Raw genomic sequence first — 14,573 nt, 5'->3', positions numbered from 1 at the left:
CAGGAGCACATGGAAATGTCGAATCACAGCGCACACGGACACGCCGACCACATGCCTCAAAGCGGGCGAGGACTGGCAATCTCCGCCTGGCTGACCGGCATCTACTTCGTCATCGAAATGGCTATCGGACTGTGGACCGGCTCGATTGCCGTCATCTCCGATGCCTTTCACACCTTTTCGGCCGTTGGCGGCGTGCTGGTCGCCATCGTGGCGGCCCGTCTGGCCCGCCGGCCGGCCGACGAGAGCCGCAGCTTTGGCTGGTATCGGGCGGAGCTGCTCGGCGCGCTGGTCAACGGCGGCTTCCTGCTGGCCATGGCCGTGTTCGTGGTTGGTATGGCCGCCATGCGCCTGGCCGATCCCATCGAGCTGCCTCCGGGGCCGATGCTGTGGGCCGCAGCCGGTGGCCTGGTCACCGAGATCATTTCGCTTGCCCTGATCTGGAAGCAGAGCCAGAGCGATCTCAACGTCAAGGGCGCGCTGTGGCACATCATCCAGACCTTTGTCGGCAGCCTGCTGATCATCGTCACCGCGCTGGTCATCAAGTTCACCGGCTTTCTCCTGATCGACCCGCTGCTCGGCATGGCGTTCGGTTTCGTGTTGCTGTGGGCGAGTTGGGGCATTCTCAGGGATTCGATGCACCTGCTGATGGAAGGCACGCCCGCCGATGTGGACCTGGCCGATATCACCGACGCCCTGGAGAATCTCGAAGGCGTCGAGGACGTGCATCACGTTCACGCCTGGGCATTGACCAGCGGCCGCCATATATTCTCGGGCCATCTCCGGGTTCGGGAAACAGCCGATCCGGATTCGATCCTGAAAGCCGCTTATCGCACACTCAAGTCGGATTACGGCTTCTTCTTCTCGACGCTGCAGATCGAGCGGCAGTGCCTGGATGAATCCGGCGCCGAAGACATCGACATCACCCGGACCGAAGATCCCGGAGCAAGCTGATGAAGACCCTTTTACTGCTGGCGCTCATCACGGTCTCCGAAGCCACCATCGGCGTGTTCGTCAAGCTTACCGACGGGCGAATACCGATCCACACGCTGACTTTTTATGCCATGAGCTTTGCAGCGATCTTCCTGTTCGGCGCACGCTGGCTGGCAGCCAGAAAACGGCCACGCTTCCCGGCCGGCAACGTCAAGGACACGGTCATCATCGGAATGCTGATTGCGGCCCAGGGCGGCTTCTTCAATTTCGCCATGTCGCTGGTACCCATCGCCAACGCCGTCATCTTCTGGAGCATCGCCCCGTTCTTCGTTTTCATCTTCTCGTGGGCCTTTCTGGGCGAAAAAGCCAAACCGTCCTACATCCTTATTTTCGGCCTGGCCATGATCGGCATCGTGCTCGCCAATCCGCTGGGAGGCGGCTATCTTCTGGGCAACCTGGTGGCCTTGTCGACAGGCGCCATCTATGCCGCGATGATCACCTACATGCGCCACGAGGGCATGACCGAAACCGGCAACGATATCGCATGGTCCCTGCTGGCTTCAGCGCTTGTGCTCTCACCATCACTACTACTTTCCGGGCCGGGGGCGCCGTTCGAAACCATTCACTACCCGGATCTCGGCGGTGTCGCCCTGCCCGTCCTCACCTGGGCCCTGGGCCTGGGCGTGATCTCCACCGGCTTCGCCTATTTCGGAATTTCCATCGTACTCAAGTCGATCAGCGCAAACGTTTATTCGCTGGTCGACATCATCGTCTCCCCCGTGGTCGCCGCGACCTTCGGCTGGCTGATCTTCTCCGAGGTGCCTGGAGATCGCACGATCTACGGCGGCGCTTTACTGCTTGCCGCAGGTTTCTGGCTGACACGGAAGATGAGCAAGGGCAAGGAACACGCACCCGTCCACCCTTGTCATATCCAAGAGGGTGCGAACAAATGCTGAAATCCACAGGACAGCATCCGTCAACTCACGCTCGATCAATAGGAGAGCAACCATGAAAAAGCTTATTACGATCACGATCCTCGCGATGACTCTCGCTGTGCCGCTCGCCATGGCCAATCAACAACACCACGAAGGGAAGAGCCAAAAAGCGCAAAAAATGGGCATGCAGGAAGGCATGATGGGTGAAGGTGACATGATGAACCACGACGCCATGCAGAAACGCATGCAGGCCATGCGCCAGACCATGAAGAAAATCCAGGGCACGCAAGACCCCGCCGAACGGCAACGCCTGATGCAGAAGCACATGCACCAGATGCGCGATGCCATGGGTCAAATGAGTGGCATGGGAATGCGTCATGGCGGCATGCGCCAGAATATGGATGGCGAGCGCTGCCAGCAAATGATGAAGATGCACTCGGAAATGATGCAAGGCATGATGGAGCAGATGGATGCCCGCATGCAGATGCAGCAAGGCAAACCCGGCGGCAAGAACTGAGTGATCGATCGGCGCGCACAGGCCGCGCATCACGCACGAACGGACGCGCAGCCTGTGCGCTTTCTCTCTCGATGCCTTACGAAACCCTGGCGCTTACCAACAGGAGAACGAATCAATGGAATGGATGGGATCACATGGATGGATGGGGATCGGCTGGATTTTCATGCTACTTTTCTGGGCGCTGATCATCATCGGCATTATTGCAATCATCCGCTGGCTGTCGACAAGTGATCAGAACCGACGCGAGTCCGGAAAGAGCGCGCTCGAAACGCTGAAGGATCGCTACGCAAAAGGCGAAATCGATCGCGAAGAGTATCGACAGAAGCGGGATGATCTCGAACAGTAAAAAGGCAGCACGCCAGGCGTGAATGCCGGTTCATATTCCCGGCGGCGCGACTTGATAGACACGCCGCCGGAAAAGCGTTCAGATGGCCTCACATGCCTGAACCATTCGCTCGCGCACCTCGGCCGCAAGTTCATGGACGGCGGGATTGTCCACCAGCTCGAGTACCGATTGCGGATCCATGAAGTCCACGCGCATGGTCTGGTCTTCCTGCTGTCGGACGACGACGTTGCAGGGCAGCAATACCCCGATCCGCGGTTCGGCTGTCAGTGCCCGGTGCGCCAGCGAAGGATTGCAGGCGCCGAGAATGCGGTAGGGACGGGTGTCCTCATCCAGCTTCTTTTTCAGCGTCGCCTGCACGTCGATCTCGGTCAGTACGCCAAAGCCCTGATCCTCGAGCGCTACGGTTACCGCCTCGATCGCGTCTTCAAAGCCCATTTCGACCGTCTTGCCAAAACTGAATTGTTGACTCGTCATGAGACACCTCGCTATCTTGCAAAAAAGGACGGTCATGCAGGCTCGCTGCAGGCCGCGTTGTCGCAGGCGTCTTGACCGCGTAAAGCCGGCCAAGTTCTGGAAGATGCCTGAATGAGCCTGTCCAGACCGCGAAAATCGCGAGGCAAGGACCGATGATTCAGATCGCCATGCCGATCATTCTTGCGCTGTTTGCCGTCGGCCTGGCCGTCGCGCTGCAGCGGGTCGGCCCGCGGGCCGATGCAAGCTGGCCTGCGCGCGCGCCGTTTCTTGGCGGCGGCACGGCGCGGACCCACGCCTGGCAGCGCTTTCACGTTCGCTACTACCCGATGACCCTGCTATTCATCGCCTTCGAGATGGAGATGATGTTCATGTATCCGTGGGCGGTGGTCTATGTGGAAACCGGTTTTCTGGCCCTGGCCGAGATGGGCATGTTTCTCGCAATCCTTTCGGTCGGTATTCTTTACGGCTGGCGCGAGGGGGTGTTCCGGTGGCAATGAGCCTGCTTTCGGCACTGGCGCGCGGCGCCGAGATTCCGGTTTTCCCGGCCATCGGCACGCAGGGCCTCGCCCGGGTCGAGTCGCTACGAAACAGACCGGGTATCCGGCTGGTCGAGTCGCCGCGCCACGCCCGCGTGCTTTTGGTCGCAGGTGAACTCGACCCGCGTCATCGGCGCGCACTGGAGCGGCTGCACACCCAGCTTCCCGCCCCGCGCGGCACGGTGTGGTGGCAGGCCTCGCCCCTGTTCTCGCGCGGCCGCAGCGTGAGCGATGAGGATCCGCTGGCCGCCATCCGCCAGGCGGCACAGGCCGACGAACCCGTTCTGCGCCCGAACCTGCCGCCGCATCCCTGGCAGGGTATCGGGCCGCACGGCCAGGGCGGTCAGGGCATGATGGGCGGCAGCCCGTACGGCCGGCCGATGGCGATGACCGTCGACGATATTCGCGACGGGCTGGCGCTCGATATCTACGACGCGCGCTTCGGCCCGTTTCTGCCGATGCTGCCGCCGGGGCTGACATTGGACCTGAGCCTGCAGGGCGACGTGATCGTCTCGGCTCACGTTGCCTCGCCGCCCTTCGAGCAGGAATCGGCAGACGACGCGCCTGACTTGTGTGCCGCGCGAATGCTGCGGCTGATGGGCATCGAATTGAAGCGGGCGCGTTCGCGCGGCGCGCTGCTGGCCCTGCCTGCGGGATCAGGCACGCACCGACGGCTGGCCGCATGGCTGCGCGGCGAAAGAGTTGCAGAGGATCCTGCTTCACCGTCCGAAGTGCTGCCAGGCCTGGAATGGACCGAGGCGATGCTGTGGCTGGCCAGCTTCCAGCCCTCGCGTCTGCGCGCGATCTGCATGGGAGAGGCGACCACATGATCCTCGCAGCCCTGTCGCTATTCATCGCCCTGCCCCCGCTGATCTGGGCGGCAGCGATCTTCGACCGCGTCGGCAGCGGGCGCGGTGCGACGGTCATCGGCCCGCTGCGCAACGGCGCGGCGCTGATGCTGCGCCCGAATACGCCGACCGAAGCGCCCGATGCCCTCAATCGTCTGCTGGCGCCGGGCTGGTATCTGGCGCTGGCGCTGGTCGGGCTGTCGGTGGTGCCGCTGGCCGAGGGTGTAGTGGCCAGCGAGCTGTCCACCGGCCTGGTCCTGTGGGGCGCCTGCGAGGCCCTCACCATCGTGGTCGTGTTTCTGCACGGCTGGTCGCCCAATTCGCCGCTGCCCTTGATTGGGGCCTATCGCTATGTCGCCATCGGCCTGCCGGCCATGCTGCTGTCGATGTTCGTGCTGATCGCCGCGGCGCTGCCCGCCCAGTCGCTGTCGGTGGTCGAGGTGGTCGAGGCGCAGCGCGGCTTGTGGAACGTGGTCCGCCAGCCGCTGGGCCTGCCGCTGTTCATGGCCCTGGGCCTGGCGATCACGCTGCGCGGGCCGTTCGACTACGCCGACGGGGCCGAGCTTGCCGGCGGCACAACGGCTGAGGAAAGCGGGCCGGCATTGGCACTGTGGCAAATCGCACGCCTGGCGATGCTGGTGGCATTTTCGGCAATGGCGGCAACGGCATTCCTGGGCGGCTATCTGGGTCCGGGGCTGCCGGGACCAATCTGGCTGCTGCTCAAGACGGTGGCGGTAATGGCCGCCACCGTGGCCGCCGGGCGCTGGTTTGCGCGCATGCCGCCGGCGCGGATGCTGACCTTTCTGTGGGTGGTGCTGCTGCCGCTGTCGTTTGCCAACCTGGCTCTGGTGGGTCTGGAGGTGTTGCCGTGACCGACGCGCTGTTTCTTTTGTTTTCCGCGCTGGCGATCTGGTCCGGCTGGCGGGTGTTTCGGGTCGACTCGATGGTGCGCGCATCGTTCCAGCTCATGGTGTCGTTCATCGCCGTCGGGCTGATCGCGGTGCTGCTGGCCGCGCCCTATATCGGCATTGCCACGATCTTCATGATGGCCGTCGAGATGATGGTCATGGCGCTGTTCATGGTCATGTTCATGATGAATCCGGCCGGGCTCAATCCGATGTCGATGGTGCATCAGCACCGCTTTGCCGTGGCCGCAGGGATCGCCGCCTTTGCCGGGCTGGTGCTGGCGGTGCTGCTGTCGGATTTGCCCGCGCAGCCTGTTCCGGCCGATGCCGAGGTGGTGCGCGCGCTGGGGCACGAGCTGCTGGGGCCGTCGATGCTGATCTTCGAAACCGCCGGCGTCACGCTGCTTTCCGCCATGATCGGCGCGGTCGTGCTGTCGGCACACTCGGGCCGGTATGGCGGCTCCGACGCCGGATCCCGGCCGCCCGGCCTGCATCCCGGCGGCGAACCGGCGGGGCGCAAGCCGGACAAGCACGGCGATCACCATCACCACCACGGACATCACTGAGGGCATTGAGATGACGCTGACTTCGGTCCTGATTGTAGCCGCCGCTCTGATCGGCATCGGCTTTTATGGCGCGCTGTCGCAGCAAAGCTTCGTCATGCTGATGATGGGGCTGGAGCTGATGCTCAACGGCGCGATCCTGGCGATCATCGGCTTCTGGTCGTTCTCTCTGGGCGGCATGCCCGAGGGGCAGCTTCTGGCGATTATTGTCATGGCCGTGATGGCCGTCGAGATGGCCGTGGGCTTCGCCCTGGTGGTCGCGGTCTATCGCAAGCGCCAGGCTGATGTAACTGAAGGCTTGACGACCCTGAAACACTGATGCTCTGGACGCTTCCTCTCTTTCCCATACTGGCCGGGCTGACGATCCTGGCCATGGGCGACAGCGGCCGTGTGCGCCTCGGGCTGGCGGCAGGTGGGGCGGCAGCGGTGACGCTCGCGCTGGCGGTGCTGGCCGCCGCACAGGGCTGGCACGGCGCATTTGCCTGGGGCTCAGGGTTGGAACTGCGCCTTGCGCTCGCCCCGCTTTCCGCCGCGGTCGCGATCACCGTTGCGGCAATCACGCTGGCCGTTCTGGTTTTCGCCGCCGCGCATGAGGACAAACGCGGGCTGGCCCGGCTTCTGGGCCTGATGCTGGTCTTCTGCGGCGCGATGGAGCTGGCGATTACGGCCGGTGATCTGCTGTCGCTGCTGATCGGCTGGGAGATCATGGGCTTTTGTTCCTGGGCGCTGATCGGACATCACTGGCGCGACGGCGCCAACCCGGCCTCGGGCCGCTACGCCTTCGTGACGACAAGGCTGGGCGATCTGGGGCTGTACCTTGCGCTCATGGCGACCTGGAGCGGAACGGGTACGCTCGACTATGCCGCGCTGGGGCAGCTCGAGGGCGCGCCCCTGGCGCTGGCCGCCTTCGGCGTGCTCGCCGCCGCCGGCGCCAAGGCCGGCCAGGGGCCGTTCGCGCCGTGGCTGTTTCGCGCGATGGACGGCCCGTCGTCAGTCTCGGCTCTGCTGCATGCCGCCACCATGGTAGCCGCGGGGGCTTATCTGCTCGCCCGGCTGCATTCCTGGTTTGCGCCTGTGCCGGGCTGGAGCGCAATAGTAACTGCACTCGGTCTTTTCACCGCGCTGGCCGGCGGCGCCGTGGCGGTGATACAGGGCCAGGCGAAAAAGCTGCTGGCCGCCTCGACTTCCGCACAACTGGGGCTGATGTTTGTGGCGGTCGGTACAGGTTATCCCGGTATCGCGCTTGTCTATCTGATTGCTCATGCCGGGTTCAAGGCGTCACTTTTCATGGCCGCCGGGATTGCCGGCAAGGCGGGGGGCAGCTTTCGCCTGGACCAGATGGGTTTCATGCGCTCCCTGCCCGGGGTTGCCGGGCTGACGGCGCTGGCGGCCCTTGCGCTGGCGGCCATACCGCCCATGGGTGCCGCCTGGAGCAAGGAGCAGATCGTCGCCGCCGCCACCGGGCAAAACCTCTGGCTGGGCATTGCCGTCATGGTCGCCGGCGCGCTCAGCGCAGCCTATGCCGTGCGCTTCTGGTGGCTGGCCTACGGGCCGGGCGAGGCCGCGCCCGGGGCGAGACCGCACTGGCTCGAGACCGCCGCGCTTGGCGCGCTGGCGCTGGCCGGCGTCGCGCTGGCCCTGCTGTGGCTGCCGCCGGTGCAGGCCTTGCTGCCGTTACGCCTGCCCGAAGGGGGCGCGCTGGAACTCGCCGTCTCGCTCGCCTTGCTTGCCCTCGGCCTGCTGGCCGGGCTGACGCTGGCGCGGCGAGCCGACGCCCCGCAAACGCGGGCCGCCGACTGGCTGGGGCTGCCCGCGCTGATCGACGCTGGCATCGTGCGGCCTTTCGAGCGGCTTGCCGCCGGTGCCGCGTGGCTGGACGATGTCGCGCTCGACGCCATCCCGCGCGGCGCTGCGAAAGCTGCGCGGTATATCGCGCGCGGCGGGCGCCGGCTGCCGGGGCTGATGCAGGCCGACCTGGAACTGTTCGACGCGGCGGTCTGGCGGGTGGCTGCCGCAACCCGCGCCCTGGCCCGACTGGGCGGCGGCCCCGGCGAGACGCTGAGCGACGGTCTGCCCGAAGGTGTCGCGCGCATCACCGGGCGCAGCGGCGCGGATGCGCGGCGGCTGCAAACCGGGCTGTCGCACCATTACTACGCCATCTTTGCGGTCGGCACGGCGCTGGCCATCCTGTTTCTGATTTTCGCTAGGTTCTGACATGCTGACACTCGCCATTGTCCTGCCCTTCGCGGCCGCCGCCCTGCTGGCCTTCGCGCCGGTATCGCCCAAAACCTCGCGCGCCATCGCCATCGTCACGGCCGCGCTGTCGCTGCTGGCCCTGGTCGTCGTCTGGATCGGATTCAGTCCGGGTCAGGGGTTTCAGGCGATGACGGAGATTCCGTGGATTCCGGCACTCGGAGTCGCCTGGCGGGTGGGCGTGGACGGGGTCTCGCTGCCCCTGGCGCTGATGAGCGGGCTGTTGTTTTTGGCCGCCATCGCCTGGCCGATGGAGCGCAAGGTCAACGCGCGCCAGTACTACGCCTGGTTCCTGTTTCTCGAAGGCGCCTCGCTGGGCCTGTTTCTGACCCTCGATCTGCTGGTCTTCTATGTGTTCTTCGACCTCAGCCTGGTGGGCATGTATTTCCTGATCGGCCGCTGGGGGCATGGCCAGGCGCAGCGCTCGGCGCTCAAGTTCTTTCTCTACACCCTGGTCGGCTCGCTGCTGATCCTGCTGGCGATCATCGCGCTGGTGCTCATGACCGATCCGCTCACCTTCGATATGCGCGAGCTCATCGCGCTGCAGGCGGTGGCCGGGATGGATCTGCGCGCCGGGCTGATCCTGCTGGGCCTGGTCATCGGTTTCGCCATCAAGACACCGCTTTTCCCGGTGCATACCTGGCTGCCGCCGGCGCACGTGGACGCGCCGGGGCCGGCCTCGGCCATCCTCGCCGGCGTGCTGCTGAAGATGGGCACCTACGGCCTGGTGCGCATCCCGATGCAGATGATGCGCGAAGCCTTCGCCACCTGGGCGCTGGCGCTGGCCGTTGTCGCGCTGATCTCGATTCTGTGGGGCTCGATCGTCGCCTTCGCGCAGGAGAACCTGAAGCGGCGCATCGCCTACACCTCGGTCAACCACATGGGCTACGCCGTGCTCGGGATTGCCGTTGCCGGCTCGGCGCTGACCGGCCACGAGGCGGCGCGCGAGCTGGCGCTGACCGGCGCGGTGGTCGAGATGGTCGCGCACGGCCTCATTACCGGGGCGCTGTTTCTGATTGCCGGCGCGTTCTGGGCGCGCGCTCAGGATTACGACCTGGCCAATTACGGCGGGCTGGCCGGCAACGCACCGCGGCTGATGGCGGTGACCTGGCTGGCGAGTTTCGCCTCGCTGGGCCTACCGGGGCTGGCGGGTTTTGTCGCCGAAGTGCAGATCTTCATCGGCGCCTTTGCCGTGTGGCCGTGGATTGCGGCCATCGGCCTGCTGGGCCTGATCGTGACCGCGGCGCTGTTTCTGGGCATGCTGCAGCGCCTGTTCTTCGGTGAGCGCCCACCCGCGCTGGACAAGTTCACGGATCTGACCTGGCCCGAGCTGGGCATCCTCGCCGCGGTGCTGGTGCTGGTGGTACTCATCGGGGTCTGGCCGGCCTGGCTGCTGGATCTGATCGGGGCCGGCAATACGCTGACCTTCGGAGGCGGCTGAAATGCCCGTTGCTGATCTCGGCCCCGAGATCGCGCTGATCGCCGGGGCCATCGCGGCGCTGCTGCTGGCGATGGTGCTGCCCCAGCGCCGGCAGGCCTGGTGCCTCGCCCCCGCGCTGGCGGCGCTGGCGGTGGCGGCTGCGTGGGCGCTGGCGCACAACGATGAGACACGGCTGACCTTTTCCGGCGTCTGGGCGCTCGACGGGATCACCCTGTGGGCGCGGCTGATGATCGTTCTCGCCACGGCGCTGTGTCTGATCCTGGCCCCGCGCTGGTTCGAGACCGACCGGCGCCACGGCGAGTTCTACACCATGGCCCTGTTTTCTGCGCTCGGCGCGATGGCCATGGCCGCGGCGGCGGACCTAATGCAGCTGGTCATGGCCGTGCTGTTGTCATCGATCACCGGCTACGTTCTGACCGCCTGGCACCGCGACTGGGCGCTGTCGGTCGAGGCGGGCATGAAATACTTTCTGATCGGCGCGCTGGCCAACGCGCTGCTGGTCATCGGCGTGATCCTGGTGATGGGCATGATCGGGGCCAGCGACTACGCGGCCCTGGAGCAGGCAACCATCACCTCGCCGCTGGGGCTGACCGGGCTGGCCCTGATCGTCACCGGGCTGGCTTTCAAGCTGGGCGCGGTGCCGGGCCACGCCTGGGTGCCCGACGTCGCCGAAGGCGCGCCGGTGCCGGCAGCCGCCTTTCTGACCGTCGTACCCAAGATCGGCGCGGCGCTGGCGCTCTACCGGCTGGTGCAGCTTTTCCCCGAAACCGACATGCTGCGCCCGCTGATCGCCGCGCTGTCGGTGGCCACGATGACGCTGGGCAACCTCGCGGGGCTTTGGCAGAACGACGTGCGCCGCCTGATCGGCTGGTCGTCGGTATCGCAATCGGGCTATGCGCTGATGGCCGTGGCGGTGGCGGATCTGAGCACCCGCGCGCTGCCTTCCCTGATCTGGTTCCTCGCCGCCTACGCGCTGGCCAACCTGACCGCCTTTGCCGTCGTCGCCCACCTGCGCGGGCGCACGGCCCTGCCCGACTACGCCGGCCTGGGGCGCACGCAGCCCCTGATGGCCGCTGCGCTGATCGTGGCCTTCCTGTCGCTGGTCGGCATCCCGCCGCTGATCGGCTTCGTTGGCAAGCTGGGGCTGTTCATCGCGACCATCGACGGCGGCTATACCTGGCTGGCGCTGGCGGCCGTGCTCAATACGGTCGCGTCGCTGTTCTACTATCTGCGCGCCATCGCGCCGATGTACTTCGCCCGCGCCGGTGACGACAAACCGGCAACGCTCGGCCCGGCGAGCGGCGCCGCCGCGGTATCGAGTGCCGCCGCCCTGATCGGCCTGGGCCTGATCAGCGGCCTGTTTCTGGCCCAAAGCGCCGGCATCGTCGCCTTGCCGTGAAGGCAGATTGAAACTGTCAGCGGGTTGCCGGGAGGCCGTAGAAAGCCGGCAGTTGACCGCGACCCAAGGACAGATGATCGTTGCTTTGGGGTACTTGTCAGCGAACGTCGCCTGTAACCGATCAAAGGCCTGATGTGTCGATTCGCGGGTATCGCCCTGCCAAATTTCGGTCGACTCCCGGAACACCTCGTCGATGGCCCGGAAATGCTTGCGTCCGTGGGCATCGCAGCCGATCAGGACCAGCACGCAGCAGCGATCGGTTGGTCGCGCGTTGAGGTCGAGATCCATCTTCAGTAGCGCTGGCAGATGTCGTGAAGATCAAGCTTCAGCTTGACCATGGGCTTGCGGCCACCGATTGGCGGCCGCGGAAATTCGCCCTACCGCTCGCCGAGCGCGAACAGGCTCTCCACCACCAGTTGGTCATCCATCCGTTCCCCGTGCCACTCGGGAATACACGTTTCCGCTGAAACGTCAGCGCCAGCGCGGCGGTTTTGCGTCATCAGAGCAAAGGCGTTACCGCAGAAACGTGTTTCAGGCACGTCGGGAATGCGCCGGCCGCGGCGGTCACGGAAAAGCGGCCGACCGTCACCATCCATTTGCACATCGAACCCGCCCTCGTGAATCGCGCGGTGGTGATGCCGGCACAGGGTGACCAGGTTGTCGAGCTTCGTCTCGCCGCCGTCGGCCCAGTGCTTGATATGGTGGGCGTCGACATACTTGTGCGCCGTGCAGCCGGGAAAGCGACAGCCGCCGTCGCGCCGCTGCAACGCCCGCCGGATCGCCGGCGGAATCGAGCGCGTCCTGCGGCCAACGTCCAGCGTCCGGCCGCCCGTCGACTCCTTCCACGGCACCACCCCACAATCACAAGCCAGGCGCCGGGACGTTTCCGCTGAAACGCTTCCGCCGATCTCCAGCGTGGATTCCGCGCCCTCGCCATCGGCGCGCAGGGTCTCGAGGTCCGTGTGGACATGCACCGTGCAGCGGTCGCCGCCGTGCACCGGGCCGCCATTACCCGAAAGAAAGCCGTCGGCCAGCCGCTCCAGCGCATCGGCGCGCTTCTGCTCGACGGCGCAAGGCATCGGCCTGTCCCTATCCGGCTCGGCAGACGTTTCTGCAGAAACGTCCTTGCGTTCCTCAGCGATTTCATCCGTGGCGGCATCGATCGCCTTCATGATCCGCTCGCCCTGTTCCGGCGTGAAGCGCCCGTGCATCACCCAGCAACCGTCCTCGTCGGTGTGCCAGACCAGGCGGCGGCGTTCGTGCCGCTCGTTCTCGGCCTCCAGCGCCTCGTTGCGGTTGGCCCGCCGAAACTGCCGCACCGCCCGCTCCACGTGCGAGGCGGTTCCGTGCAGCGCGATCATCAGCAGAAACTCCTCGTTTTCCGGCGTTGCCACCCGCGTCATCGCGCGCACCTTGGAATAGCTGATCTCGCCCTTGGAGAACGACGCGCTGATCTTCGGAAGATCCTCCAGCGCGTGCGCCACCCGCACCTTTTCGCGCGCAGCATTCATGCCAATGCCGCATTTCCAGTTCAGCCAATGGGCGCAGGAGCGCAGACCGGGCTCGGCCCAGCCGGCCGATGCGTCGAACCGACGAACCAGCGTCAGCAAACGGTAGCTGGCGGCATGAATATGCGCGGCCAACTCGGTGATCTGGTCCTCGAGTGCCCGGACCTCATGGTCGGCCAGGGCGCAAGTGATCGGGGTCGTCGACGCCATTGTTTTTTCCTCGGCAAGCTACTGTATCAGTATACAGTATTGGCTAATAAATCACAAGGAATCATGGGGTTGGACGTGCCCTGCTCGGTCTGGGCCTGGCCAGCGGCCTGTTTCCAGGCCAGGGCACCGGCGTCATCGCCTTGCCGTAAACATAAGCGCTAGCCGCTCTCGCCCGGAGCAGCGACATCGGCCATAATCCTCACGCATGGGAGAATCCGACATGAATCGAGCGCGGCGAAGATGGCCCCGTGTCGTTCTCGCCGCGATCGCGGCGCTGGCGCTTGTCTATCTGGCCACGGCCGCATGGCATGTGTTCAAGCCGCTGCCCGAGGGGCTGGACATGGCCGGGCCGTGGCGGCCGGCGGCGTCGCTGCGTTTTCATGCCGATTCGACCTGGCTCGACAGCGAGGGCGAACAGTACACCGAGCGGCGGATCTTCGATGCGGCCTTCGCCATGATCGGGCGCGCCGAGACGCTTGTCGTCAGCGATTTTTTTCTCGTCAACCGCTTCGCCGGGCAAGCGGGCGACGGCTACCGGCCGGTTTCCAGCCTGCTGGTTGACGCCCTGGCCGGCGAGCAGCGCGCGCACCCGACACTCGAGGCGGTGCTGATCACCGATCCTTTCAACGATCTCTACGGCGGCGTGCGTCAGCCGCTGTTCGCGACACTCGAGAGCGCCGGCGTTGCGGTCGTCGAGACCGATCTCACGACGCTGCGCGACCCCAATCCGGCCTGGTCGGCGGCCTGGCGCCTCTGCTGCCAATGGTTCGGCAACGATTCCGACGGCGGCTGGCTGCCCAACCCGGTCGGTGACGGTACCGTCACCCTGCGCACCTATCTTGCCCTGCTCAATTTCAAGGCCAACCACCGCAAGACGCTCATTGTCGACGGCGAGAACGGACCCGAGGCCCTGGTCACCTCCGCCAACCCGCACGATGCCAGCAGCCGGCACGACAACATCGCCTTCGCCTTCGACGGCCCGGCCGTGGGCGACCTGCTCAAAAGCGAGCGCGCCGTCGTGCGCTTTTCTGCCAGCGCTGAACCCGACTGGCCGCCGCTGGCATTCGGGAAAAGTGATGCGACCACCGCTGAAGTTCGCGTTCTGACCGAGGCGGCGATTCGCGATGCCGCCCTGGCCATGATCAACGATGCCGATCAGGGCGACTCGCTCGATCTTCTGATGTTCTACCTTTCTCACCGCCCGATCATCACGGCGCTGATCAACGCTCACGAGCGTGGCGCGAACCTGCGCGTGCTGCTCGACCCCAACGAGGACGCCTTCGGGCGCAAAAAGAACGGCGTGCCCAACCGCCAGGTGGCCTGGGAACTGCACGAAGCCGGCGTGCCGGTGCGCTGGTGCAACACCCGCGGCGAGCAGTGCCACGGCAAGATGCTGGTCCTTCGGCCAACGAAAGGACCGGCGCTCGTTCTGGCCGGGTCGGCCAACTTCACCCGCCGCAACCTCGACAACTACAACCTCGAAACCGATGTCCAGCTGCGCGTCGAGGCCGATCATCCGGTGATGCAGACCATCAGCGGTTTCTTCGACGAGCGCTGGAACAATCACCCCGACCGCATCCACAGCCTGCCCTACGCGCACTACGCCGACCACTCACGCCTGCGCTACTGGCAATACCGGCTGATGGAGAGCACCGGCCTGTCGACTTTCTGACGTGACTTCCTCTCGAATCCCGACGGCGGTTCCGGC

The 14,573-nt window shown here is 65.5% G+C and carries 15 protein-coding genes; 13 read left to right on the top strand and 2 right to left on the bottom strand.

Annotation, left to right across the window (positions count from 1 at the left end; all coding sequences use genetic code 11):
- Positions 1–15: 15 nt before the first annotated feature.
- The 4 genes from ACEWQ0_RS06310 to ACEWQ0_RS06295 all read left to right on the top strand — a co-directional run bounded on the left by ACEWQ0_RS06310 (position 16) and on the right by ACEWQ0_RS06295 (position 2,728).
- On the top strand, positions 16–951 hold the full coding sequence (locus ACEWQ0_RS06310; protein ID WP_476484856.1) for a cation diffusion facilitator family transporter: 936 nt from the start codon (positions 16–18) through the stop codon (positions 949–951).
- Positions 951–1,886, top strand: a complete 936-nt coding sequence (locus ACEWQ0_RS06305; protein WP_476484855.1) for a DMT family transporter — start codon at positions 951–953, stop codon at positions 1,884–1,886. The genes ACEWQ0_RS06310 and ACEWQ0_RS06305 overlap by 1 nt, the downstream gene beginning before the upstream one ends.
- 52 nt (positions 1,887–1,938) lie before the next feature.
- Entirely contained in the window at positions 1,939–2,382 is a 444-nt protein-coding gene (locus ACEWQ0_RS06300) for a hypothetical protein (RefSeq protein WP_476483072.1), read from the top strand.
- Positions 2,383–2,497: 115 nt separating this feature from the next.
- Positions 2,498–2,728, top strand: a complete 231-nt coding sequence (locus tag ACEWQ0_RS06295) for an SHOCT domain-containing protein (protein ID WP_476483071.1) — start codon at positions 2,498–2,500, stop codon at positions 2,726–2,728.
- A gap of 78 nt (positions 2,729–2,806) precedes the next feature.
- Here ACEWQ0_RS06295 and ACEWQ0_RS06290 read toward each other — a convergent pair whose 3' ends face one another.
- Entirely contained in the window at positions 2,807–3,202 is a 396-nt protein-coding gene (locus ACEWQ0_RS06290; protein WP_476483070.1) for a DUF302 domain-containing protein, read from the bottom strand.
- A 152-nt stretch (positions 3,203–3,354) separates the two neighbouring features.
- Here ACEWQ0_RS06290 and ACEWQ0_RS06285 point away from each other — a divergent pair, with 152 nt between their 5' ends.
- From ACEWQ0_RS06285 to ACEWQ0_RS06250, 8 genes are read left to right on the top strand one after another with little or no spacing between them, the layout of a single operon-like run.
- Positions 3,355–3,699, top strand: coding sequence for an NADH-quinone oxidoreductase subunit A (locus ACEWQ0_RS06285; protein ID WP_476483069.1), 345 nt, complete (start codon positions 3,355–3,357; stop codon positions 3,697–3,699).
- Entirely contained in the window at positions 3,696–4,568 is an 873-nt protein-coding gene (locus ACEWQ0_RS06280) for a hypothetical protein (protein ID WP_476483068.1), read from the top strand. The genes ACEWQ0_RS06285 and ACEWQ0_RS06280 overlap by 4 nt, the downstream gene beginning before the upstream one ends.
- Entirely contained in the window at positions 4,565–5,458 is an 894-nt protein-coding gene (locus ACEWQ0_RS06275; RefSeq protein WP_476483067.1) for an NADH-quinone oxidoreductase subunit H, read from the top strand. Before ACEWQ0_RS06280 ends, ACEWQ0_RS06275 begins: the two co-directional genes overlap by 4 nt.
- Positions 5,455–6,057, top strand: a complete 603-nt coding sequence (locus tag ACEWQ0_RS06270; protein ID WP_476483066.1) for an NADH-quinone oxidoreductase subunit J family protein — start codon at positions 5,455–5,457, stop codon at positions 6,055–6,057. Before ACEWQ0_RS06275 ends, ACEWQ0_RS06270 begins: the two co-directional genes overlap by 4 nt.
- Before the next feature lie 10 nt (positions 6,058–6,067).
- The gene (gene nuoK, locus ACEWQ0_RS06265) at positions 6,068–6,373 is read left to right on the top strand and encodes an NADH-quinone oxidoreductase subunit NuoK (RefSeq protein WP_476483065.1); all 306 of its coding nucleotides are present in this window, start codon (positions 6,068–6,070) and stop codon (positions 6,371–6,373) included.
- Complete coding sequence (locus ACEWQ0_RS06260) at positions 6,373–8,268, top strand: proton-conducting transporter transmembrane domain-containing protein (RefSeq protein ID WP_476484854.1); 1,896 nt, start codon at positions 6,373–6,375, stop codon at positions 8,266–8,268. The genes nuoK and ACEWQ0_RS06260 overlap by 1 nt, the downstream gene beginning before the upstream one ends.
- Before the next feature lies 1 nt (position 8,269).
- Positions 8,270–9,748 (top strand): complex I subunit 4 family protein, encoded by a 1,479-nt coding sequence (locus tag ACEWQ0_RS06255; protein WP_476484853.1) that lies wholly within the window; start codon positions 8,270–8,272, stop codon positions 9,746–9,748.
- A gap of 1 nt (position 9,749) precedes the next feature.
- Complete coding sequence (locus ACEWQ0_RS06250; RefSeq protein WP_476484852.1) at positions 9,750–11,147, top strand: NADH-quinone oxidoreductase subunit N; 1,398 nt, start codon at positions 9,750–9,752, stop codon at positions 11,145–11,147.
- Positions 11,148–11,524: 377 nt separating this feature from the next.
- On the opposite strand, the gene ACEWQ0_RS06245 is transcribed toward ACEWQ0_RS06250, so the two are convergent.
- Positions 11,525–12,865 (bottom strand): HNH endonuclease signature motif containing protein, encoded by a 1,341-nt coding sequence (locus ACEWQ0_RS06245; RefSeq protein ID WP_476484851.1) that lies wholly within the window; start codon positions 12,863–12,865, stop codon positions 11,525–11,527.
- 220 nt (positions 12,866–13,085) lie between these two features.
- On the opposite strand from ACEWQ0_RS06245, the gene ACEWQ0_RS06240 reads away from it, so the two are divergent.
- A complete protein-coding gene (locus ACEWQ0_RS06240) occupies positions 13,086–14,537 on the top strand; it encodes a phospholipase D-like domain-containing protein (RefSeq protein ID WP_476484850.1) in 1,452 nt (483 codons plus the stop codon).
- Positions 14,538–14,573: the final 36 nt, after the last annotated feature.

The sequence above is a fragment of the Wenzhouxiangella sp. YN9 genome (genome assembly GCF_056324165.1).
The sequence above is the reverse complement of the archived record's forward strand: the minus strand, read 5'-3'. Positions and strand labels throughout refer to the sequence as shown.

Bases quoted from the DNA above. Each gene is read 5' to 3' on its own strand.
- ACEWQ0_RS06280 (WP_476483068.1), top strand. From the start codon at position 3,696: ATGAGCCTGCTTTCGGCACTGGCGCGCGGCGCCGAGATTCCGGTTTTC.
- ACEWQ0_RS06290 (WP_476483070.1), bottom strand. From the start codon at position 3,202: ATGACGAGTCAACAATTCAGTTTTGGCAAGACGGTCGAAATGGGCTTT.
- ACEWQ0_RS06310 (WP_476484856.1), top strand. From the start codon at position 16: ATGTCGAATCACAGCGCACACGGACACGCCGACCACATGCCTCAAAGC.
- ACEWQ0_RS06260 (WP_476484854.1), top strand. From the start codon at position 6,373: ATGCTCTGGACGCTTCCTCTCTTTCCCATACTGGCCGGGCTGACGATC.
- ACEWQ0_RS06300 (WP_476483072.1), top strand. From the start codon at position 1,939: ATGAAAAAGCTTATTACGATCACGATCCTCGCGATGACTCTCGCTGTG.
- ACEWQ0_RS06250 (WP_476484852.1), top strand. From the start codon at position 9,750: ATGCCCGTTGCTGATCTCGGCCCCGAGATCGCGCTGATCGCCGGGGCC.
- ACEWQ0_RS06240 (WP_476484850.1), top strand. From the start codon at position 13,086: ATGAATCGAGCGCGGCGAAGATGGCCCCGTGTCGTTCTCGCCGCGATC.
- ACEWQ0_RS06255 (WP_476484853.1), top strand. From the start codon at position 8,270: ATGCTGACACTCGCCATTGTCCTGCCCTTCGCGGCCGCCGCCCTGCTG.
- ACEWQ0_RS06275 (WP_476483067.1), top strand. From the start codon at position 4,565: ATGATCCTCGCAGCCCTGTCGCTATTCATCGCCCTGCCCCCGCTGATC.
- ACEWQ0_RS06245 (WP_476484851.1), bottom strand. From the start codon at position 12,865: ATGGCGTCGACGACCCCGATCACTTGCGCCCTGGCCGACCATGAGGTC.
- nuoK (WP_476483065.1), top strand. From the start codon at position 6,068: ATGACGCTGACTTCGGTCCTGATTGTAGCCGCCGCTCTGATCGGCATC.
- ACEWQ0_RS06305 (WP_476484855.1), top strand. From the start codon at position 951: ATGAAGACCCTTTTACTGCTGGCGCTCATCACGGTCTCCGAAGCCACC.
- ACEWQ0_RS06295 (WP_476483071.1), top strand. From the start codon at position 2,498: ATGGAATGGATGGGATCACATGGATGGATGGGGATCGGCTGGATTTTC.
- ACEWQ0_RS06285 (WP_476483069.1), top strand. From the start codon at position 3,355: ATGATTCAGATCGCCATGCCGATCATTCTTGCGCTGTTTGCCGTCGGC.